Source organism: Mesorhizobium sp. PUT5, assembly GCF_052216645.1.
Taxonomy (GTDB): Bacteria; Pseudomonadota; Alphaproteobacteria; order Rhizobiales; family Rhizobiaceae; genus Mesorhizobium.
The window spans coordinates 927394-948587 of sequence record NZ_JBQOSO010000003.1 but is presented as its reverse complement, the minus strand read 5'-3'; the positions used below and the strand labels follow the sequence as shown (position 1 = coordinate 948587).

19 protein-coding genes are annotated in these 21194 nt (G+C 66.0%); 16 read left to right on the top strand and 3 right to left on the bottom strand.

Translation table 11 applies throughout. The features are described 5' to 3' along the window. Positions 1-218: 218 nt before the first annotated feature. The 3 genes from ACTDI4_RS06050 to ACTDI4_RS06040 all read right to left on the bottom strand — a co-directional run bounded on the left by ACTDI4_RS06050 (position 219) and on the right by ACTDI4_RS06040 (position 5590). Positions 219-3236 (bottom strand): aminotransferase class III-fold pyridoxal phosphate-dependent enzyme, encoded by a 3018-nt coding sequence (locus ACTDI4_RS06050; RefSeq protein ID WP_442840282.1) that lies wholly within the window; start codon positions 3234-3236, stop codon positions 219-221. Positions 3237-3368: 132 nt separating this feature from the next. After that, entirely contained in the window at positions 3369-4313 is a 945-nt protein-coding gene (locus tag ACTDI4_RS06045) for a helix-turn-helix transcriptional regulator (protein WP_442840281.1), read from the bottom strand. 11 nt (positions 4314-4324) lie between these two features. Continuing rightward, positions 4325-5590 (bottom strand): cysteine desulfurase-like protein, encoded by a 1266-nt coding sequence (locus tag ACTDI4_RS06040; RefSeq protein ID WP_442840280.1) that lies wholly within the window; start codon positions 5588-5590, stop codon positions 4325-4327. Between the two features lie 182 nt (positions 5591-5772). Here ACTDI4_RS06040 and ACTDI4_RS06035 point away from each other — a divergent pair, with 182 nt between their 5' ends. From ACTDI4_RS06035 to ACTDI4_RS05960, 16 genes are all read left to right on the top strand, one after another. Beyond that, complete coding sequence (locus ACTDI4_RS06035) at positions 5773-6852, top strand: LacI family DNA-binding transcriptional regulator (protein WP_442840279.1); 1080 nt, start codon at positions 5773-5775, stop codon at positions 6850-6852. A 2-nt stretch (positions 6853-6854) separates the two neighbouring features. Then, positions 6855-7619: a glucosamine-6-phosphate deaminase gene (locus ACTDI4_RS06030; protein ID WP_442840278.1), complete on the top strand. Its 765-nt coding sequence runs from the start codon at positions 6855-6857 to the stop codon at positions 7617-7619. Positions 7620-7649: 30 nt separating this feature from the next. Then, the gene (locus tag ACTDI4_RS06025; protein WP_442840277.1) at positions 7650-8837 is read left to right on the top strand and encodes an extracellular solute-binding protein; all 1188 of its coding nucleotides are present in this window, start codon (positions 7650-7652) and stop codon (positions 8835-8837) included. Between the two features lie 189 nt (positions 8838-9026). Next, on the top strand, positions 9027-9863 hold the full coding sequence (locus ACTDI4_RS06020) for a UDP-2,3-diacylglucosamine diphosphatase (RefSeq protein WP_442840276.1): 837 nt from the start codon (positions 9027-9029) through the stop codon (positions 9861-9863). 10 nt (positions 9864-9873) lie between these two features. Continuing rightward, positions 9874-10899 (top strand): glycosyltransferase family 4 protein, encoded by a 1026-nt coding sequence (locus ACTDI4_RS06015; protein ID WP_442840275.1) that lies wholly within the window; start codon positions 9874-9876, stop codon positions 10897-10899. Beyond that, complete coding sequence (locus ACTDI4_RS06010) at positions 10896-12155, top strand: DUF3419 family protein (protein WP_442840274.1); 1260 nt, start codon at positions 10896-10898, stop codon at positions 12153-12155. Before ACTDI4_RS06015 ends, ACTDI4_RS06010 begins: the two co-directional genes overlap by 4 nt. Next, positions 12152-12817 carry a class I SAM-dependent methyltransferase gene (locus ACTDI4_RS06005; RefSeq protein WP_442840273.1) on the top strand — a complete coding sequence of 222 codons (666 nt, stop codon included), beginning with the start codon at positions 12152-12154 and terminating at the stop codon, positions 12815-12817. The genes ACTDI4_RS06010 and ACTDI4_RS06005 overlap by 4 nt, the downstream gene beginning before the upstream one ends. Positions 12818-13160: 343 nt before the next feature. After that, entirely contained in the window at positions 13161-13961 is an 801-nt protein-coding gene (locus ACTDI4_RS06000; protein WP_442840272.1) for an IclR family transcriptional regulator domain-containing protein, read from the top strand. Positions 13962-14216: 255 nt separating this feature from the next. After that, positions 14217-14780, top strand: coding sequence for an NADPH-dependent FMN reductase (locus tag ACTDI4_RS05995; protein WP_442840271.1), 564 nt, complete (start codon positions 14217-14219; stop codon positions 14778-14780). 21 nt (positions 14781-14801) lie between these two features. After that, positions 14802-15614, top strand: coding sequence for a citryl-CoA lyase (locus ACTDI4_RS05990; protein WP_442840270.1), 813 nt, complete (start codon positions 14802-14804; stop codon positions 15612-15614). 16 nt (positions 15615-15630) lie between these two features. Then, positions 15631-16821 carry a CaiB/BaiF CoA transferase family protein gene (locus ACTDI4_RS05985; RefSeq protein WP_442840269.1) on the top strand — a complete coding sequence of 397 codons (1191 nt, stop codon included), beginning with the start codon at positions 15631-15633 and terminating at the stop codon, positions 16819-16821. Between the two features lie 33 nt (positions 16822-16854). Next, positions 16855-17715: an extradiol ring-cleavage dioxygenase gene (locus tag ACTDI4_RS05980; RefSeq protein ID WP_442840268.1), complete on the top strand. Its 861-nt coding sequence runs from the start codon at positions 16855-16857 to the stop codon at positions 17713-17715. Further along, positions 17712-18077, top strand: a complete 366-nt coding sequence (locus ACTDI4_RS05975; protein WP_442840267.1) for a hypothetical protein — start codon at positions 17712-17714, stop codon at positions 18075-18077. The genes ACTDI4_RS05980 and ACTDI4_RS05975 overlap by 4 nt, the downstream gene beginning before the upstream one ends. 176 nt (positions 18078-18253) lie before the next feature. Continuing rightward, positions 18254-19042, top strand: a complete 789-nt coding sequence (locus ACTDI4_RS05970; protein WP_442840266.1) for an ABC transporter ATP-binding protein — start codon at positions 18254-18256, stop codon at positions 19040-19042. A gap of 44 nt (positions 19043-19086) precedes the next feature. Next, complete coding sequence (locus tag ACTDI4_RS05965; protein ID WP_442840265.1) at positions 19087-19947, top strand: ABC transporter permease; 861 nt, start codon at positions 19087-19089, stop codon at positions 19945-19947. A 95-nt stretch (positions 19948-20042) separates the two neighbouring features. Continuing rightward, positions 20043-21089, top strand: a complete 1047-nt coding sequence (locus tag ACTDI4_RS05960) for an ABC transporter substrate-binding protein (RefSeq protein WP_442840264.1) — start codon at positions 20043-20045, stop codon at positions 21087-21089. Positions 21090-21194 lie beyond the last annotated feature (105 nt).

The window sequence follows — 21194 nt, the reverse complement described above, 5'->3', positions numbered from 1 at the left end:
TGCCTCCACTCCGCCGACCGTCATCGGACGCTACACACCTGTCGACCTATTCTGTTGTGTAAAGTATGCGGCCGCCTGCCGACAGGGGCGGCATTGCCCGATCGCCTCGACTTTATGGGGTACGCAGCGCAATCTATTTGTATGAAGCGCAAAACTGTTTGCGAGCGCCACGGAAATACCGGGCTCGCTTTTGGCAAACTTGGAGATGAGCTGCTCCGTCAGCCGGCCGCCCTTGCCGCCATGCCCGCTTCGGTCAGGCAGAGATCCAGCTTTTCGAGCATCATGTCGATATCGTCGGCTTCGACGGTAAGGGGCGGGCGGATCTTCAGCACGTTGTCGGCCGGCCCTTCCCGGCCGATCAGGATGCGCATTTCGCGCAGCCGGTTCATGACATAGTCCGCAGCCAGGGTCGCGGGCGCGCGGCTGTCGCGATCGGTGACCAGATCGACGCCGACAAACAGGCCGAAGCCGCGCACGTCGCCTACCAGCGCGTGCTTGTCCGCCAGCGCGTGCAATCCGGCGAAGAGACGCTCGCCCATGGCTTTCGCATTGGCCTGGAGACCTTCGTCCTCGACGATGTCGAGCACTTCGGCGGCGATCCGGCACGACAGGTTGGAGCCGCCGAAGGTCGAGAAATATTCCGGTCCCTCGGCGAAGCGCTCTGCGATGGCGCGTGTGGTGATGACGGCGCCGACGGGATGGCCGTTGCCCAGCGGCTTGCCAAGCACCACGATGTCGGGACGCACGCCTTGCTGTTCGAAGCCGAAATAGAAATCGCCGAGGCGGCCGAGCCCCGTCTGCACCTCGTCGGCGATGCAGATGCCGCCGGCCGCGCGGATGCGCGCGTAGACCTGCGCCAGATAGCCGGGAGGCGGGATGATCTGGCCGCCGACGCTGGGAAAGGTTTCGGCGATGAAGCCGGCCAGCCTGCCGCCGCGCTCCTCGATCGCCGCCAGCGCCTCATCGACCTGTCCGGCATAGCGCTGCGCCCTGTCGGCATCGGACCGGCGGAAGCGGCCGCGATAATCGTCGGCCACGTCGACCAGATGCACCCAGGGCTTGCGGCCGCCCATGCCCGGCTTGTTGAACTTGTAGGCCGAAATGTCGATCGCACCGGTCGTGTTGCCGTGATAGCCGTGATCCGGCGTGACGATGTCGTAGCCGCCGCTGGCCGCGCGCGCCAGCCGCAGCGCCAGTTCGTTGGCCTCCGAACCGGAGTTGACGAAGAAGCAGACCTCGAGTTCCTGCGGCAGCCTGGCAGTGAGGCGCTGGGCGAGCGCCACCTGCGAGGGATGGAGATAGCGCGTGTTCGCGTTCATGCGGGCAAGCTGATCCGCCGCCACGGTACGGATGCGCGGATGCGCATGCCCGACATGCGGGACGTTGTTGTAGGCGTCCAGATAAGGCCTGCCCATCTCGTCGAAGAGATGGTGCCGCCAGCCACGCAGGAAGGTCACCGGGCGCCGGTAGCTGAGCCTGAGATTGGGCCCGAAGCGCGCCTGGCGTTGCGCCAGCAGCGCGCCTGTGTCGAGCGGCCGGCAGGCCACCCTGCCGTCGGGCAGGTTCAGCAGTGCTGCCGGATTGGGGCAGAGTGCCTGCCAGAGCGTCCAGGCGTCAGGATCGGCGACGCCCGGCCAGTCATGGCCCATGCCTTCCAGCGTCAGCGCCAACTGGAAATGCAGGTGTGGCTGCCAGCCGCCATTTTCCTGCGGCCGCCCCAGAGACGCGAAGGCAGCGCCTGCCGCCACCTCGTCGCCGACCCGCAGGCTTGCGCACACGGCCGGGTCGAGATGGCCATAAAGCGTATGGAAGGCGTCGCCTTCGTCCGTGCCGTGCTCGAGGATGACGACGCCGCCATAGTCGAGCGGGTCCGCGCGGTTCTCGATCATGGCCACGCGGCCGGCCAGCGGCGCATGCACCGCCCTTCCGGCGGGTGCGAAGATGTCGACGCCCATATGCACGGTGCGGCGGTTCGAGGCGCGCCACGGGCCCTTGGCGAAGGCGCTGCCGGTATAGATCAGGCGCGGCTCGCCGTACCGCCCCAGGCACAGCCTGTCGTCCGGATAACCGGTCAGACGCCGGGCTTCGTCCGGGAGCAGATGAAACGGGTTTTCCGGCACGATGCCGGTTTCGACCGACAGGTCGGCCACATCCGCGCCCTCTAGCCCGGCTTCGATCACCGGAGCGAAGCTTCCCCGCCTGCGGTCGAGCCATGCCCGCACCCGGTCGGCGCCCTCGCAGACCGGCAGGCCGCAGGCAACGCGCAGCTCTGCCCGCACCAGCCCCGCGTCGATCGTGTGGTTTTCCAGAAGCCGCCAGGCCGGGGCCTGCGAGATGGTGACATAGGCATCGCCGGGCCGGCCGGCCGCCTCGATCGTGGAATTGACCACGCTGACGGCCAGCCGCATGCGCAGGAGCGGCCAGACCAGATCGACCTCCGCCGCGACCAGCGGGCTTACGCCATGATAGCCGGCCGTCAAGGCCGCGAGTGCGCCCGTCGGTGCCTCGTGATCCAGGAGCGCGTAGGCGCCCAGGATCGCAAGCTCGCACACGCGCGGCCCGACCGTCATGTCGCCGAAATCGATCAGTCCGCTGATGCGGGCCGGCCCGGTCAGGCTGGGCACGACCAGGATGTTGAAATCGTTGAGGTCGTTGTGGAGCGACTGGACCGGAAGAGCGCGCAGCGCCGGAAGCACTGCCTCGTAGTCGGCGATGACGGCTTCGACCAGACGACGGCGCGCGCCATCGCCGAGCACGTCGAGATGCGCGCCGATCCAGCCGGCTTTGGTCAAATCCCATTTCGAGGCATCGGTGGCCGGCATCTGCTCGAAGCCGGCGAGCGCGCGATCGAGGCGCCCCGCCAGCGCGCCAAGCTGAAAGAGCAGGTCGAGCGGCTGCGGCCCCGCCTCGCCCATCGCGATGCCCTGGAGCGCACGCTGCGCCCAGACCACCCGGCGGTGACCGCATTGGTCGAGCGCGTACTGCCAGACGCGGCCATCGGCCGTCGGCAGCACTTCGGGCAATGGCAGCCCGGCGTCTGCGGCACGCGCCCAGGCGATGGCCGCGCACTGCCGCTCGACGAAGCCGGAACCGCCATGCCTGCGCATCGCCTTCAGGATGACGTCGCCGTCGCTGCCCGCGGCGCGGAAGTTCAGGTCGTGCTCGCCGCCGAGTTGCCGCAAGGGGCCGTCGATCCCGAACCGCCCGGCGATGGCGCTCAACCAGTCATCTTGCATCTTGAAACTCCTGGACTTCTTCTCGAGCCGAGCGGGCAGGCGCGCACTATTCCAGTTTCCGCGCGGGCGGTGCTATCCCCCCAGGGGAGGATGGCGGCGTCGCTTCGCGGCACTGCGCCGGCTACCGGCGCGTCAATGCGCGGCCACCTGTCCGTCGCCATTTGGCTCCGCTGGGGTTTCCGGTTTCTGCAGCGACATGAGAAAGAGCGAGAACAGCTCCTGCTGGGTGGACAGGCCGAGCTTGGCGTAAAGGTTCTGGCGGTGGGTCTTCACCGTGGTGATGGAGATGCCGAGATTGCGACCGATCGATTCGCTCGAATGGCCCTTGAGGATCATATGGGCGACCTCGCGCTCGCGGGGGCTGAGCTTGCCCTTGCCGAAGTCGCCGAGCAGCAGGTCGAATGTCTGCGAGCGCGTGTCGCGCCTGCTGTCCTTCCTGCGATATTGCCATATGCGCCGGTAGATCGCGCCGATCAGCGGCTCTACAATCCGCAGGCGGGCGCAGTCGGCATCGCTGAAGCCACCCAGGCTTGCCTGCCGATAGAGGCTGATTTCGGCCAGTTCGTCATTTGGCAGCTCGATGACGACCACCAGTTCCTCCATGCCGGCCGGCCAGCCATGGGTGCGGTAACCGAGCTCCTCGTCCGCCTGCTGCTGCACCTTGAAATGGCGATAGTGGCCGGATGAGAAATAATTGTCCGGCGCCAGTTCGCGCAGCCGGTAAACCCCGCCCTCCAGCCCGGCGAGATAGGCGTTATAGACGGGATTGAGCAGGTAGGTGCTTTCTATGTAAAGCTCCAGCGCCCGCTTTCCCTTGCGGTCGGCGAAGGTGTCGGCGACATAGACTGGCGTGGAGCCTCGCCGGTAGACCACCGACATGGCGAGCTTGAAGGGCAAGATGCGCGCGACCGCGTCGAACAGCGTGTAGGGGCTGCCGGCGCGGTCCGGCCGGTCGATCGCACGCGAGGCATCCGCGCTGAAGGCGGCGATGCTTTCTGCCAGATCCTCCGAACTCAAAGCATTCCGGCCCGAAAATCCATCCGCCGCACGCGTCTCGACCGTCGCGGCAAAGCCCATTTCGGCGCTGCCTACGCCTTGCCGACGATCTCGGTCAAAGCAAGGAGGGCGCGCGCGATCTCGTCTGTCGTATTGTAGTGCGCGATGCCGAGCCTGACAACGCCTTCGCCCTCGTCGAGGCCAAGGTGGCGGGCCGGCTCAAACGCGTAGTTGTGCCCGGACCAGGCATAGATCCCCCTCTCGGCCAGGGCCTCGGCGATGGCATGGGTGGACAGGCTTGCGTGGGTGAAGGAAACCGTCGGCACCCGATGAGCGAAGGCGGCCGGATCGGTGATGCCGTGGATGCGCACGCCCGGGAGCGCCGCCAGACCTTCGATCAGTTGTCGCGTCAGCGCGTTCTCATAGGCTTCGAAGCTGCGATAGGCCCCGGCGAGCTTTTCGCGCCGCGTGCCGCCGTGGCCGTTGGCCTCGCCTAGCCATTCGAGATAGTCCACGGTCGCGGCGAGGCCGGCGAGAAGCTCGGTCTGCGGCGTGCCCGTCTCGAAGCGTTCCGGCAAGGCATCGCTGGCGCAGCGCAACTTGTAGGGCTCCAGGTCGGCCAGCAAGGGTTCGCGCCCCCACACCATGCCCAGATGAGGGCCGAAGAACTTGTAGGACGAGCAGGCCAGGAAATCGCAGCCGAGCGCCTGCACGTCGGGCAAGCGATGCGGCACCAGTTGGACGGCATCGACATAGACCAGCGCACCGGCCTTTGCCGCAAGGCCGGCGAGCGCGGCGACATCGTTGACCGAACCGGTCATGTTGCTGGAATAGTTGAGCGCGAGCAGCTTGGTGCGCCCACTCAAAAGCGGCTCCAGATCCCGCGGCTCGATGCGCCAGCTCTCGCGGTCGAAGGGCAGCCATTTCACCGTGAGGCCGAGGTCGCGCGCCAGCAGCAACCAGGGCGAGACGTTGCCCTCATGGTCCATGCGGGTGACGATGATCTCGTCGCCGGGCCTGAAGTTCCTGCCGATCGAGCGGGACAGGTGCAAGGTCAGCGTGGTCATATTCTGGGCGATGACGATCTCGCGCTCCGATGCTGCGCCGAGCAGGGCGGCCGCCGCGCGATGCGCCTCCAGCCAGATGGCTTCCGCGCGCCTGGAGCCTTCGAAGAAGCCGCCGAGGTTGCTGCTGGCGCGGGCCATGGCGTCGGCCACGGCATCGATCACCTGCTGCGGCACCAGCGTGCCGGCCGGATTGTCGAGATAGACCGGCAAGTCACCGGCGCCCGACAGCGCCGGGAACCGGCTGCGCACGGCACCGATCGGGAACGTCAGGGACGGATCATGCTTGCTCATGGGTGTAGCCTCGGGTCTGGAGCGGCGGCCTGCTTGCACGCTTCCATCTGCTTAGCCCATCCGGCCGCCGCCGCGCCATCATCCCGAAGGGGGATGTGAATGCGACGTTCCCCTCGGACCGGTCTTGACTCCTGCTCATGCAACCGCTTTCATGAAAGCGGTTGCAGAACTGATGGAACCAGATGCCGGGACGCAAGCGCGACAAGTCGTTTTCATTGCCGACGATCAGCCAGGTTGCCGCCGAGGCGCAGGTGTCGGCGGCGACGGTTTCACGCGCCTTCAGCCATCCGGAACTTCTCAACCGCAAAACCGTCGAACTCGTCCGCTCGGTGGCCAAACGCCTCGGCTATGTCCCCAACCATGCGGCCAGGGCCCTGAGCACAGGCCGGGCCGGAAATATCGCGCTCATCGTTCCCGACATCACAAACCCCTTCTTTGCCGCGCTGATGCGCGGCGGACAGGCGGCGGCACGGGAAAGAGGCTACGCCACCTTCATCGGCGATTCCGACGAAACGCCGGAACTGGAGGACATGCTGCTCACCAAGCTTTCCGCCCAGGTCGAAGGCTTCATCATCGCCTCTTCCCGCCTGCGCGGCAGCCGCATCACCGAACTGGCCCACAGACGACCCTGCGTGCTCGTCAATCGCGACATTCCCAACCTGCCGCGGCTTCTGGTCGACAGCGGACCGAGCTATTCGCAGGCGGTCGAGCATCTGGCTTCGCTCGGCCACCGCTCGATCGCCTATATAGCGGGTCCGTCTTTTTCATGGTCCGACCGCCAGCGCTACGGCGCCGTGACGAAGACCGCCTCAGCACTTGGGATCAAGATCGTGCGGGTGCCGACCTCGCGCCCGAGCTTCGAAGCCGGCCAGGCCTGCGTCGATGAGCTTCTGCGCACCCAGGCCAGCGCCGCGCTCGCCTTCGACGACGTGATGGCGCAGGGCATCATGGCCGGGCTGGGCGCGCGGGGGTTGAGCGTGCCCCACGACCTCAGCATCGTCGGCTGCGACGGCATTCTGGCGCCGACGCTCTATCCGCCGCTGACCTCGATCGAGACTCATTGCGCGCAGGCCGGCAAGCAGGCCGTCGAAATCCTTCTTGCCGCCCTGGAAGGCGGCAATCTCCCGAGCCGGCGCATCAGCCTCGCCACCGAACTCGTCGTGCGGGCAACGACAGCACCGCCGCCCGATGGCCTTCCGGCATCGGCGCCGGGCAAAAGCCGGCGGCCCGGACATATCCGCACTGCAACCACGCTGGAGTAGACATGTTGCAAATTCACGTCGAACCCGACAAGACCGCACTGGGCGAGACCGCAGCCAGGCTTGGCGCCGAAGCGATCCGCGCAGCCCTCGCAGAGCGCGGGCATGCCAACATCGTCGTGGCCACCGGCGCGAGCCAGTTCGAGATGCTTGCCGCGCTGGTGCGGCAGGAAGGCATCGACTGGTCGCGCGTGACGGGCTTCCACCTCGACGAATATGTCTCGATGGCACAGACCCACCCGGCAAGCTTCCGGCGTTACCTCAAGGAGCGTTTCCTGACGCAGCTTCCCGGTCTCGGGGCCTTCCATTTCATCGAAGGCGATGCCCCCGATACGGCCAGGGAACTGGATCGCATCAATGCGCTGATCGCCCGCCATCCCATCGATGTGGTTTTTGCCGGCATAGGCGAGAATGCGCATCTGGCGTTCAACGACCCGCCGGCCGATTTCGAGACCGCAGCGCCGTTTCACCTGGTGCGACTGGACGAGCGATGCCGCCGCCAGCAGTTCGGCGAAGGCTGGTTTCCGACGCTCGACGACGTGCCGCACGAAGCGATCTCGATGACCATCGGTCAGATCCTGAAGGCTGGCCTCGTCGTCCTGGCCGTGCCCGACAGCCGCAAGGCCGAGGCCGTGCGGGATACGATCGAGGGGCCGGTCACGCCGATGGTGCCGGCCAGCATCCTGCGCAGGCATCCGAACTGCCACCTCTATCTCGACCCGCAATCGGCGGCGCTGCTGCGCGACACGCCGCAGGCGGTGGGGGAATAAACAAGCAACCGTGCAATGGGAGGAGAAAAAATGACGACACGACGCAACACCCTGAAGGCCGTGCTGGCCGCCGGCATCGCCGCCTTGGCGATGCCGGTTCTGGCGCAGGCCAAGGATTTTCCAAAGCCCAAGGAGCCTCTCGTCATCAACGTGGTGGACGTGGCGGGCGACCTGCAATTGAGCCAGCCGGCGCTGGAGAAGTTCGCCGCGACCCATCCGGACCTGGTCTCCAAATTCGTCTTCACGCAAGCCCCGGCACCGGAACTGGCCGCGAAGCTGAAGGCCCAACAGGCGGCGGGCCGCCTCGATATCGATTTCGTGCTGACCGGCAACGATGCGCTGGCAGCCGGCATCGAACAAGGGCTGTGGACGCAGATCCTGCCGGATTATGAGGACATGTTTCCCAATCTGGAGGAACTCTACCTGCCCGGCGCCTACGACATGCAGAAAATGGCCAGGGGCCAGGGCTTCGTCGATAGCTGGTATCCCTCGGGGCCGCTGCTCGAATATGCACCGGACCGCGTAAAGGATATGCCCGACACCGCCGAGGCATTGCTCGAATGGTGCAAGGCCAATCCCGGCAAGTTCATGTATGCACGACCGGCCAATTCGGGCCCGGGACGCACCTTCGTGATGGGGCTTCCCTATCTGCTCGGCGACAAGGACCCGCAGGATCCGATCAATGGCTGGGACAAGACCTGGGCCTATCTCAAGGAACTCAACAGTTGCATCGACTACTATCCGTCGGGCACGACCGTGACCATGAAGGAACTGGGCAACGGCACGCGCGACATCATCGCCACCACAACCGGCTGGGACATCAACCCGCGCTATCTCGGCATCGTGCCGGAAGAGTACAAGGTGGCGACGCTGAAGGGTTTTCACTGGGTCAGCGATGCCAATTACGTCGCGGTTCCCAAGGGTGTGTCGGAGGAAAAGCTCGGCGTTCTGCTGCAGTTGATCGCCTTCATTCTGGAGCCCGAACAGCAGGCCTTCATGTATGACCATGGCTACATGTACCCCGGCCCGTCGATCAAGGGCGTGCCGCTGGAGATGGCGCCGCAGGAAAGCCAGGACACGATCAATCGTTACGGCCGGCCCGAATATGCGGCCATGATCGCCGACAACCCGATCGACCCGCCGCTCGATGCCAAGCCGCTGGTCGCCATGTTCGACAAATGGGACCGCGAGATCGGCGGCTCGAAGCCGGCTCAATAAACCCGGCGGCTCAACGAACCGCCTCCCCGTTCTGGGCGAGGCCAAAGCACAACAACAGCGGCCGGCATTCCTTGCCGGCCGCTTTGCTATCGAGGCGTAGCGGCATATATGCAGCGGCTCCGCTGCGAACCTGCGGTTTGCGGCGGACCTGTCATCGGCATGTCACGACTTGCTGGTGAAACGCGCGCCATGACACATCTTCGCCCGCATGATTCCGATCCGGTCGTCCGCCCGCTGCGCTGCCGCAGCCTGTTCATCTCCGACCTGCACCTCGGCACCAGGGGCGCGAAGGCCGAAGCCCTGCTGGAATTCCTGCGCGCGCACGAGGCCGATACGATCTATCTCGTCGGCGACATCGTCGACGGCTGGCGGCTGCGCTCGTCGTGGTACTGGCCGCAATCGCACAACGACGTCGTCCAGAAGCTGCTGCGCAGAGCGCGCAAGGGAGCGCGCATCGTCTACGTGCCCGGCAACCACGACGAGTTCCTGCGCGAGTTCTGCGACACGCATTTCGGCGCCATAGAGGTGCGCGACAGCATCGTGCACGAGGCGGCCGACGGGCGGCGCTATCTGATCATCCATGGCGACGCCTTCGACATGGTGGTGCGCAACGCGCGCTGGCTCGCCTTTCTCGGCGACTGGGCCTATGTGATCGCGCTGGCGCTTTCCACCCACATCAGCGCGGTGCGGCGGCGCATGGGCTTTCCCTACTGGTCGCTGTCGGCCTGGGCCAAGGCCAAGGTCAAGAACGCGGTCAACTATATCGGCCGCTTCGAGGAGACGCTTGCCGCGGAAGCCGCGCGCCAGGGCGTGGACGGTGTCATCTGCGGCCACATCCACACCGCCGCCATCCGCGACTTCGGCGCCTTCCGCTACATCAATACCGGCGACTGGGTGGAAAGCTGCACCGCGGTCGTCGAGCACACGGACGGCCGCATGGAGCTGATCCGCTGGCAAGCCTTCAGCGCCGCGCTCAATGGCGGCCGGAACCCGGCCGTGCCACTGGCCACGCGCCGCGCAGCCTGAGGCGGAAGCCGTGCGGCTGCTTGTGGTGACCGATGCCTGGAAGCCGCAGGTGAACGGCGTGGTCCACACACTTGAAAAGCTCGCCGAGTCGCTGGCGGCGACAGGCGTGACGGCCGAGTTCCTGACCCCGCAAGGCTTCCGCACCTTGCCGCTGCCCGGCTACGGCGAGATTCGCCTGGCTGTCGCCACACCGGGCTCCGTGGCGCGTCAAATCATGCAGGCGAGCCCCGACCACATCCACATCGCGACGGAGGGTCCGCTCGGCCTGCTGGCCCGGCGTTTCTGCCTGCGTCGAGGCCAGCCCTTCACGACCGGTTACCACACGCGCTTTCCCGAATTCCTGCGCGCGCGCCTGCCGATACCGGAAGACTGGAGCTACGGCTGGCTGCGCCGTTTCCACAATGCCGGCAACGGCACGCTGGTCGCCACACCTTCCCTTGTCCGGGAACTCGAAGCACGCGGTTTCACCAATCTCCGGCTTTGGTCGCGCGGGGTGGACATGGCCCTGTTCAACCCGGCCCGGCACACCGAACTCGGCCTGCCCGGCCCGATATTCCTGTGCGTGGGTCGGGTGGCGGTGGAAAAGAACCTGCCTGCCTTCCTCGACCTGGACCTGCCCGGCACCAAGCTGGTGGTGGGCGACGGGCCGGAACTGCCCCGCCTGAAGGCGCGCTATCCGCATGCCGTCTTCATGGGTACGCGCAGGGGCGAGGAGTTGGCCGCGATCTATGCCTCGGCCGACGTGTTCGTCTTTCCCAGCCGCACCGACACGTTCGGCAATGTGATCCTGGAAGCGCTGGCAAGCGGCACGCCGGTGGCGGCCTTTCCCGTCACCGGCCCGCTCGACATCGTCGGCGACGGCGAAGGCGGCGTCCTTTCGCAAGACCTCGGCCAGGCCGCGCTCGCCGCGCTTTCGGTTCCGCGCGAAGCGGCGGTGGCCAAGGCCGGGCACTACGACTGGCAGGCATGCGCACGCCAGTTCCTCGACCATGTCCACGCCGCCCACCACACCGATGCAGGAGAAAAGGCCGCATGAGCACGTCGCTCGCATCCACAGGCACAAATCCCGGCCGCAGGCTTCGCGAGGCCGTCCGCCGCCATTCCTCCCTTTCGGCGGCGGGTCTTTCGGAGCATGTCTTCGCCGGCCTCTTCCGCAAGCTCGTCTACGCGCAGATCTGGGAAGATCCGGACGTCGACATGGAGGCGCTGGCGATCGCGTCGGGCCACACCATCGTCGCCATCGCCTCGGGCGGTTGCAACGCGCTCTCCTATCTGGTCGCCGACCCGGGCCGGGTCGAGACCGTCGACCTCAACCCCGCCCATATCGCCTTCAACCGGCTGAAGCTGACGGCGCTGCAGGCGCTGCCCGACCACGAGGCGTTTCACCGCTTCTACGGCCGGGCCGACGACGCGCGCAACATCGAAGCCTACAGGCGCCATGTCCGCCCCGCTCTCGATGCCGACACGCGGGCTTATTGGGAGGGGCGCACGCTTTGGGGCCGCCGGCGCATCTCCATGTTCCGCCGCCATCTCTACCGGCACGGCCTGCTCGGCCATTTCATCGGCTGGGGCCATCGCGTGGCGCGCCTCTACGGGGTCGACCCGCGCGATCTGCTCAAGACGGGGTCGATCGAGGAGCAGCGCCGGTTCTTCGACGAATCCATCGCGCCGCTGTTCGAGAAGCGGCTGGTGCGCTGGGCCACGAACCGCAAGGCCTCGCTGTTCGGGCTCGGCATTCCGCCGCAGCAATATGAGGCGCTGGCGGGCGCCGACGGCCGGCACAAGAGCATGGCGGGCGTGCTGCGCGGCCGGCTGGAGAAGCTGGCCTGCGGGTTTCCCCTTTCGGAGAACTACTTTGCCTGGCAAGCCTTCGGGCGCGGCTACGGCAGCGAACCGCACGCGCCGCTGCCGCCCTATCTGTTGAAGCGCAACTACGAGGCGGTGCGGGCGCGCGCCGGCCGCGTCTCGATCGAGAACATCTCCATCACCGAATTGCTGGCCGCCAAGCCGGCGCAATCCGTCGACCGCGTCGTGCTGCTCGACGCACAGGACTGGATGTCGGATTCCCAGCTCAACGCGCTATGGCGCGAGATCACGCGCGCAGCCGCACCCGGCGCACGCGTCATCTTCCGCACGGCAGGCGAGGAAAATCTGCTGACGGGACGGGTGGACGAAACCCTTCTTTCCCGCTGGGACTATCGGCAGGAGGAGTCGCGCGCGCTGCATGGGCGCGACCGTTCGTCGATCTATGGCGGCTTCCATCTCATGGTGCTGCGGGAATTGCCGCAATGACGGATACGCTCGACCACGGCGCGCTGATGGATCGGGTCTATCGGCTCCAGCGCCGCTTCGGTTTTTACGACGCCACCCGCAAATACTATCTGCTGGCACGCGACCCGATGATCGCAGGGCTGCGGCCCCCGCCCGGCGGCACGGTGCTGGAAATCGGCTGCGGCACAGGCCGCAATCTCGTCCATGCCGCGCGGCACCATCCGCAGGTCCGCTTCCACGGCATCGACATCTCGCGCGAGATGCTGTCGGCGGCGGGCGCCACGGTGGCCCGCTCCGGCCTGCAGAACAGGATAAGGCTGGCGCTGGCCGACGCGGCAGCCTTCGACCCGGCAAAGACCTTCGGCAGCGCCGGCTACGACCGCATCTTCGTTTCCTATGCGGTGTCGATGATCCCCCAATGGCGCATGGTCGTGGCCGATGCCGCGCGCCGGCTCCTGCCCGGCGGCGAGTTGCATGTCGCCGACTTCGGCGACATGGCCGGCTTCCCCTCATGGTTCAAGACTTCCATGCATGCCTGGCTGCGCTGGCATCACGTCACGCCGCGGCCGGACCTGTTCGAGGCCGCCGCGGAAATCGCCGCATCGCTTTCCGGCGCGAGCCAGGCGCATCGGCTGCACCGCGACTTTTCCTGGATCGCCATCGTCCGAAAGCCCGCCGCGTAGCCGCGGGCTCGCCCACGCGAACCACAAGCTGCGACGGTGCTCCGACAAGGAGCCTGACCAGCATTTCATCCTTGCCCATCGGCCAGAGCCGCTGCACGGCCAGGCCAGACGGCGGACGAGGCAGGTTCCCGTCAGCGCCGTGCCAGGAGCGACGCTCAATCGACAGACCGGCAAATGGCCGCTAGACCGGAGGTCGGACGACGGATGACAACGTCCGCACGAGTTAGGGGATTGCATTCGCTAGGCGAAATATTATTCAATTGAATATGGCGCGAAGCAAGCCGGCGCCCGATTCTCGCCTGGGAGGATATTTCCCGGCTAACAGGAAAGACACCGGAACCGCATGGACGAGGAAAAGAGCGGCGAATATGTCGAGGCGCTGGCGCGCGGGCTGGCCGTGATCGAAGCCTTCGACGACCAGACCCCGGAAATGACGCTGACGGAACTGGCGCGCAAGGTGGACATGTCGCCCGCCACGGTTCGGCGCAACCTGCACACGCTGGAAGCACTGGGCTTCGTGCGGCGCAACAACAAGCATTTCCTGCTGGCGCCGCGCATCCTGACGCTCGGCTCGGCCTATCTCAAGGCCGTGCGCGTCGACGAGGCGATCATGCCCGAACTCTATCGCATAACGGCGCTGTTCGGCGATGCGGCCAATGTCGGCGTGCTCGACGGGCCGAACGTGCTCTACATCGCGCATCTTTCGGAGGCGCGCGCGGCCCGCCGCATGGCCAGCGTCGGCGTGACCTACCCTGCCTATGCGACTTCCATGGGACGCGTGCTGCTGGCCTGCCTGCCGGCCGAGGAGATCGAGAACTATTTCCGCAACGCCGAGTTGCGTCAGCTCACCGACGTGACCGTCACCGACACGAAGGCGCTGCGTGCCATCCTGGGCGAGGTGCGGACGAACGGCTATTCGATCACCGTCGACCAGCTCGACTACGGCATCACCGCGCTGGCGGTTCCGATCAAGGACAGCACCGGCAGGGTGGTCGCAGCCGTCAACACTTCAGGCTACTCGCCCCGCCTGAAGCCGGACGACCTTCTGGAGCAGCGGCTGGCCGAAATGCAGATCGCCGCCGCGCGCATCTCCAACCTGCTGATGCGCTTTCCGGCCCTGCTGCACTCGCTCATCCCTCACTGATCCTTTTTTCTTCCCTTGCGGCTTCCTGCGCTTCGGCCTCCGTCGAGCGCGAAAAACCGTTCCCATGGGCGGGCAGAATTTGCGAAAGCGCCGCGGCGGGCGCTTGACAAGCTGAACGCTCAACGTTCATACTACGAAAATAAATTCGCTGAGCGAATTATTAAGAACAAAAAAGGCTGTGGCTTCCGGAATATCGACCCCGGATCGCGACAGCGGGCACGGTCAGGAGGAGGACCTGCGGTGAGGAGTTTGCGCGTGGCCGTGCTGGTTGGCAGCGCGAGGCCCGGTTCCCTGAACCGGAGCCTGGCGAAGGCCCTGACGGGCCTGGCCGACGCCGAGTTCTCCTTCGTCTTTTCCCGCCTCGACGACCTGCCTCTGTTCGACCAGGACGTTCTGGCGGCCGGCTTCCCGCCCACGGTCGCCCGCTTCCACGGCGAAATCGACGCGGCCCATGGCGTGCTCATCGTCACCCCGGAACACAACCGCTCGATCACCGCCATGCTGAAGAACGCGCTGGACTGGCTGTCGCGGCCGGCCGGCGCCAATGCCTGGACGGGCAAGCCGGTGGCGATCGCCGGCGCATCCGCCGGGCGGCTGGGCACGGTCGCGGCGCAGCAGCATCTGCGCGCCATACTGGGCTATCTCGACATGCCGACCATGGGCCAGCCGGAAGTCTATCTCTCCCTCACGCCCGGCCTCATCTCGCCGGAAGGCGAGATCGCCGACGAGGGCACCAAAGCCTTCCTGCAGGGCTACATGCAGAAGTTCCATCGATGGATCGCACGTCACAGCGACGCCGGCGCCCCGGCGCGCGCGTGACGGAAGGAAAAGAGAAGAAGCATGAAAATCGGCAAGCAGGATGCTCCTTTCCAGGCCATCTGCACCTCGAACCCCGAAACCATCATCGTGCGCGGCCATGACCTGGCCGAGGAGTTGATGGGATCGATCTCGTTCACGGACCACATCTGGCTGCTGATTGCCGGCGCCATGCCGACCGACGCGCAGCGCCGCATGCTGGACGCCACGCTGGTGGCGATCGCCGAGCACGGCCTGGTGCCGAGCGTGCAGGCGGCGCGCATGACCCTGGCCGCCGCGCCGGAGGCGCTGCAGGGCGCCGTGGCGGCTGGGCTGCTCGGCTGCGGCTCGGTCATCCTCGGCGCCTCGGAAGCGGCCGGCCGGCTGCTTCAGGAGATCGTCGACGAAGAGGCAGCCTCGCAGGCCGGCATGGATGCGGCGGCAACCACCGTCGTCACGCGCTACCGCGCCGAAAGACGCGCCATTCCCGGCTTCGGCCATCCGCTGCACAAGGGCCGCGACCCGCGCGCCGAAAGGCTGGTGGCGATTGCGGGCGGGCTGGGCATCGCCGGCATCTACACGCAGGCGGCGCAGGCGGTGGAACGCTGCGTGCCAGGCATCGTCGGCAAGCCTCTGATGATGAACGTGTCGGGGGCCATTCCCTGCACGCTGCTGGATGCCGGCTTCCCGCTCAAGGCGCTCAAGGGCGTGCCGCTGCTTGCCCGCACCGCCAGCCTCGTGGCGCACCTGCTGGAAGAGCAGACGCGCTCCATCGGCTTCATCCTGTCGCGTGGCGCGGCCGAGACCATAAGCTATGACGGACCGGCGCCTGCTGGCTTCGTTCCCAACGAGAACTGAAGAGCCGGGACATTCCATGACACGGGTACTTGACGGAATCCGCATCGTCGAACAGGGCACTTTCATCACCGGACCGTGCGCGGCCATGATGCTGGCCGATCTCGGCGCCGACGTCATCAAAGTCGAGGCCAAGGGCAACGGCGACCCCTACAGAAGCTTCAGGAAGGGCTTCTACAGCGCGCATTTCCAAGCCTACAACCGCAACAAGCGCGCTATCGGGCTGGACCTGAAGGACAGGGCCGACCGCGACGTGTTCTACGCGCTGGTGGCGCAATCGGACGTCTACATCCAGAATTTCCGGCCCGGGGCTGCGGCACGCATCGGCGCCGATTTCGACACGCTGATCGGCATCAACCCCAAGCTCGTCTACTGCTCGATCAGCGGATTCGGGCCGGACGGCCCCTATGCGCAGCGGCCGGTCTACGATTCGGTGGCGCAAGCCGTCAGCGGTTTCCTGAGCGTGGCCATCGACCCGCAGCAGCCGCGCTTCATCGGACCGGCGCTGGCCGATGCGATCACCGGCATCTATGCCTCGCTCGGCATCTCGGCCGCGCTTTTGGAGCGCGCCCGCACCGGCAGGGGCAAGCGTATCGACATTTCCATGCTGGAAGCCATGATGCATTTCGCGGTGGAGCCGTTCATGGGCTATTTCGCGCTGGGAGAAGAGCCCAGCGGCACCGACCGGCCACGGCTGGCGCAGGCCTACATCATGCGCTGCCGCGACGGCAAGCTGTTCGCCTTCCACCTGTCGTCGATCGACAAGTTCTGGACCGCGCTGGTGGAAGCGATCGAGGCTCCGCACCTGGCCGAGGACCCACGCTTTTCGACGCGGCTCGCCCGCATCGACAATTACGACGCCCTCAACGCCGCGCTCAACGCCATCTTCGCCACGCGCGACCGTTGGGAATGGAACGAGCGCTTCTCCGGCTTCGACGTGCCGTTCGCTCCGATCAATTCCATCGCCGACGCCGTGGCGGATCCGCAGGCGACACATATGGGCATGATCGTGCCGGTGGCGGGCCGCGTCGAGGGCGCGCAGCGTTCAGTGCGCCCGGCCCATGCCTTCGACGGGGTGCGCGCCAGCGAGGTCGGCGCCGCCCCGGTGCTCGATCAGCATGGCGCCGCGATCCGCGCCGCGCTGGCACGGGCCCCGGACGCCTGGCCGCGAAGGGAAGCAGAGATGGTGCCGTCCGCGCAGACGGCCTAGCCGGCGCGGCGCACACAGGGAGGAGACGAACATATGGCGAAACTGGCAGCGGTGCTCGCGACGACGCACCACCCGTTTTATCTCAAGGCCACCACCGCACCTGTCGAGCAGCAGATCCCGCAGGCGGCCGAGTGGAAGCGCAAGGTGGAAGCCTACCGGGAGACGCTGACGAAAGCCGAGCCGGAAATACTGGTGATGGTCGGAGCCGACCATTTCCACCAGTTCTTCCTGGACAACTACCCGCAGTTCCTGATCGGCAAGGCGCCGCGCTACGACGCCACCTTCTACAATGAGGAACGCGAATTCGGCATTCCGAAATACGTGCTGGAAGGCCATGAGGACCTGTCGCGCTTCATGCACAGGGGGCTGCTGGACCGCGGGTTCGACTTCGCCTTCTCCAACGAACTCAAGCTCGATCACTCCATCATCTGCCCCATCATCACCACCCGCCCGCAGGCCGATCTGCCGGTGGTGCCGATCTACACCAACATCTTCGCCCCGCCCCTGCCCTCGCCCAAGCGCTTCTGGGACCTCGGCCGCGCCATCCGCGAGATCATCGACGAATATCCGTCCGACAAGCGCATCGCGGCCATCGGCAGCGGGCACCTGTCGCTGGAACTGGGCGGGCCGCGCCAGTTCCGGGAAACCGGCCCCGACCCGGAATTCGACCGCCAGGCGATCGAGTGGCTCTCCACCGGCAACATCGAGGCCATCCTGGCCAACGTCACCCACGAGAGCATGGCCAGGAGCGGCAACGCCACGCACGGTTTCATGGACCTGATCCTGATGATGGGCATCGCCGGGCCCATTCCCGCGGCCTATTCCGACAGCCTCAGCCTTTTCCACACGATGGAAGCCTACATCACCTGGTATCCTGAAGGAGCGGCGCAATGAGCAGGTACTACGTCAACAAGTTCCTCTTCACCGTCGACCGCGATCCCGAACTGCTGCGCCGCTACAAGGACGACCCGCGCTCCCTGCTCGCCGCCTGGGAACAATCCATCGGGCCGCAGCTCAACAGCGTGGAATTCTCCACCGTCAACGGTTTTACCGACGCCGAGCGCGAGGCGCTCGTCAACCACGACATCGTAGCCCTGTTCGAGATGGGTGCGCACTTCTTCCTGTCGCTCACCATCTTCATCGCCATCTACGACGAGGACTGGACGGCAAGACACGGTCCCCTCTCCTTCCAGCGCGATTTCGCCAAGCGCCTGGCGCACTGGGAAGGCCGCGACTATCCGCCGGTGGGCGAATAGGCCGGACGAAGAGGTTGAACAATAAAGCCGTTTGGCGAAAAAAATTTCGTTGAACGAAAAATAGGGAAGTGATATGAGTGTTATAATGGGAGGAGAATATTGTCGGAGCAGAAGCGCATGCGCTTCGCCGTCTCGACCGCGCCTTCCCTGTTCCCAGTTGGAAGGATGAACGGCCGATGGACAGCGCGAGACTCCAGATTTCCGGCCTTCACTGCGGCTATGTCACCCGCGACCGCGGCGTCGTCTCGGCAGTCGACGGCATCGATCTCCTGCTGAAGAGCAACGAGTTCGTGTCGATCATCGGTCCGAGCGGCTGCGGCAAATCCACCCTGTTCAACGTCATTGCCGGCTTGCTGGCGCCGCATTCGGGTGAAGTGATGCTCGACGGCAGGCAGATCGTCGGGCAGCCCGGCCATGTCGCCTACATGATGCAGCGCGACCTGCTCCTGCCGTGGCGCACCGTGCTCGACAATGTCGTGCTCGGCCCCGAGCTTGCGGGGCGCCCGATGGCAGAGGTGCGCAACCGCGCGCTGGCGCTGCTGCGCCGCTTCGGGCTGGAAGGCTACGAGAACTCCTATCCCTCGGCCCTGTCGGGCGGCATGCGCCAGCGCGCGGCGCTGCTGCGCACCATCCTGTGCGACCGTTCCGTGGTGCTCCTGGACGAGCCGTTCGGCGCGCTCGACGCGCTGACACGGGCGACGATGCACGAATGGCTGCTCGGCATCCAGCGCGAGTTCCGCCAGACCATGATCCTCATCACCCACGACCCTGACGAGGCCGTCTATCTGTCGGACCGCGTCTATGTCGCGACGCCCAGGCCGATGCGTTTCGCGGGCGTCGTGCCGATCCACCTGCCTTACGACCGGACCAGCGACGTGACGCTCACGCCGGAATTCGCGCATCACAAGAGGCAGGTCCTGGCTCTGCTGCGCGGAGACAAGCAAATGCCCACGGCGCTGCACTGAAGCCGCCAAGCAACCGGCCCGGAGCCAAAGAAGAAAGCGTTGCCATGACACTTCGAACAGCAAGCCAGGCTACCGTACTTTCCCGCCTCGGCGATGCGGCGCTGCCGCTCGGCATCATGTTCTCGCTCCTGCTGGTGTGGGAGGCGCTTGTCCACCTCATCGGCATCAAGGCCTATGTGCTGCCTGCACCCACCGCCATCGTCGGGGAACTGGTGGCCAGCGGCCCCAAGGTCATCCTGCCGCAGCTCAAGGCCACGCTGTTCGAAACGCTGGCAGGCTATGCGCTTGCCGTGGCCGTGGCGGCGGTGCTCAGCGTGCTGATCCTCTATTCCTCGGCATTCCGGCGCGGCGTGCTGCCGCTCATCGTGGCCTCGCAGACCGTGCCGGTCATCACCATGGCGCCGGTTCTGGTCATCTGGTTCGGCTACAATAGCCTGCCGCGCATCATCATCACCGCCATCGTGGCCTTCTTCCCGCTGACCATCGCCACGGTCACGGGGTTGCGGAGCCTGGAGCCGCAATTCGTGGACTTCTTCCGCTCGCTGAACGCCACGCCGGCTCAGATCTTCTTCAAGCTCAGGCTGCCGGTGGCGCTGCCGAACATCTTCGGCGGCCTGAAGGTCGCCGCCACGCTGGCCGTGATCGGCGCCACCATCTCCGAATGGGTCGGCGCCAGCCAGGGCATCGGCTACCTCATCGCCCAGGATACCGCGCAATTGAACACCACCCGCGTGTTCGCCTCGCTGACCGTGCTAGGCATTTCCGGCATGGCGCTGTTCGGACTGGTCGGCCTCGTGGAGCGGCTGAGCATGCCCTGGCTGCACAAGCGCCCGAGCCTCGCCTGGCTGCGCAATCCGCGTGGCAACGGCAGCGCCACCGGAGCGCTTTTCCGCTCCCAGTCATGACAGATGCCGCCGGCCTGCGCAGGTAGGCGCCGGCCGGCGCAATGGAAAACCATAACAACGACGCCGCGAGCGTCCAATCACAGGGGAAGCACATCATGATTGCCTTGCATGGACTGAAATCCACGGGACTGAAGCCGCTGGCCCGCGCGGCCGTCGTGGCGCTTACCTCGACGCTGGCGCTCTCAAGTTCGGCACTGTCGGCCGAGCTGACCAAGTTCCGCTATGCGCTCATCGCCAATCCCGGCATCTGGGACGCTGCCGTCATCAACGCGATGGATCGCGATTTCTTCGCCGACGAGGGGCTGGAGGTGGAGCTGATCTCGCCCAACTCGCCCGCGGACGGTTTGAAGCTCGTGGCGTCGGGAGGCGCCGAACTTGCCACCGCCCACTCGACCGACGTGATCATTGCGCGCAGCAAGGACCTGCCGGTCGTCTCGATCGCCACGAACCATCAGATGGGCACGACCGGCGTGCTGGTGCCGGCCGAATCCGGCGTCAAGGACCTGAAGGAACTGGAGGGCAAGAATGTCGGCGTCACCGGCATCCCCTTCAACAAGGTGATGCTGGAACACAGCCTCCAGACGGCCGGCGCCGACCTTTCCAAGGTCAACATCGTCACGGTCGGCTTCACCCAGATGCCGCTGCTGCTTTCCAAGCGCATCGACGCTCTGGGCGACGCCATCAGTTGGGACGAGCCGCCGATCTACAACACCCAGATCCAGAAGCCGGCCGACGACAAGTCGACCTATACCTATTTCACCTTCACCGACTACGGCGTGCCGCGCTTCTACACCTTCGGCCTGGTGGGCGAGGAAGAAGCGCTGAAGAAGAATCCCGATCTCTACCGCGCCTTCCTGCGCGCCTGGCGCAAGGGCGTGGAGTGGATGATGGCCAACCCGGCAGAGGCTGCCGACGGCGTCATCAAGCATGTTCCCTCCATCAGCAAGGAGGAGGGCGTGGTCTCCCTCAAGGAGATCGCACGGATCTCGGTGAGCCCGGAAACCGAGGCCAACGGCATTGGCTGGCAGGATGCCGGCGTCTGGGAGAAGCAGGAGAAGTTCATGCTAGAGAACGGTCTGATCTCGACCGATATCGATGTCAGCAAAGCCGTCACGAATGACTACCTGAAGCCGGCTCCCTGACCTGCGGCGCCAGCCATCGGCACGGTCGGCGGCTTCGGCATCCGACCGTGCCCTTTTTCCCGTGCCGCCGGCAGGCGCGGGCATTCACTTCATGAGGATCAATCG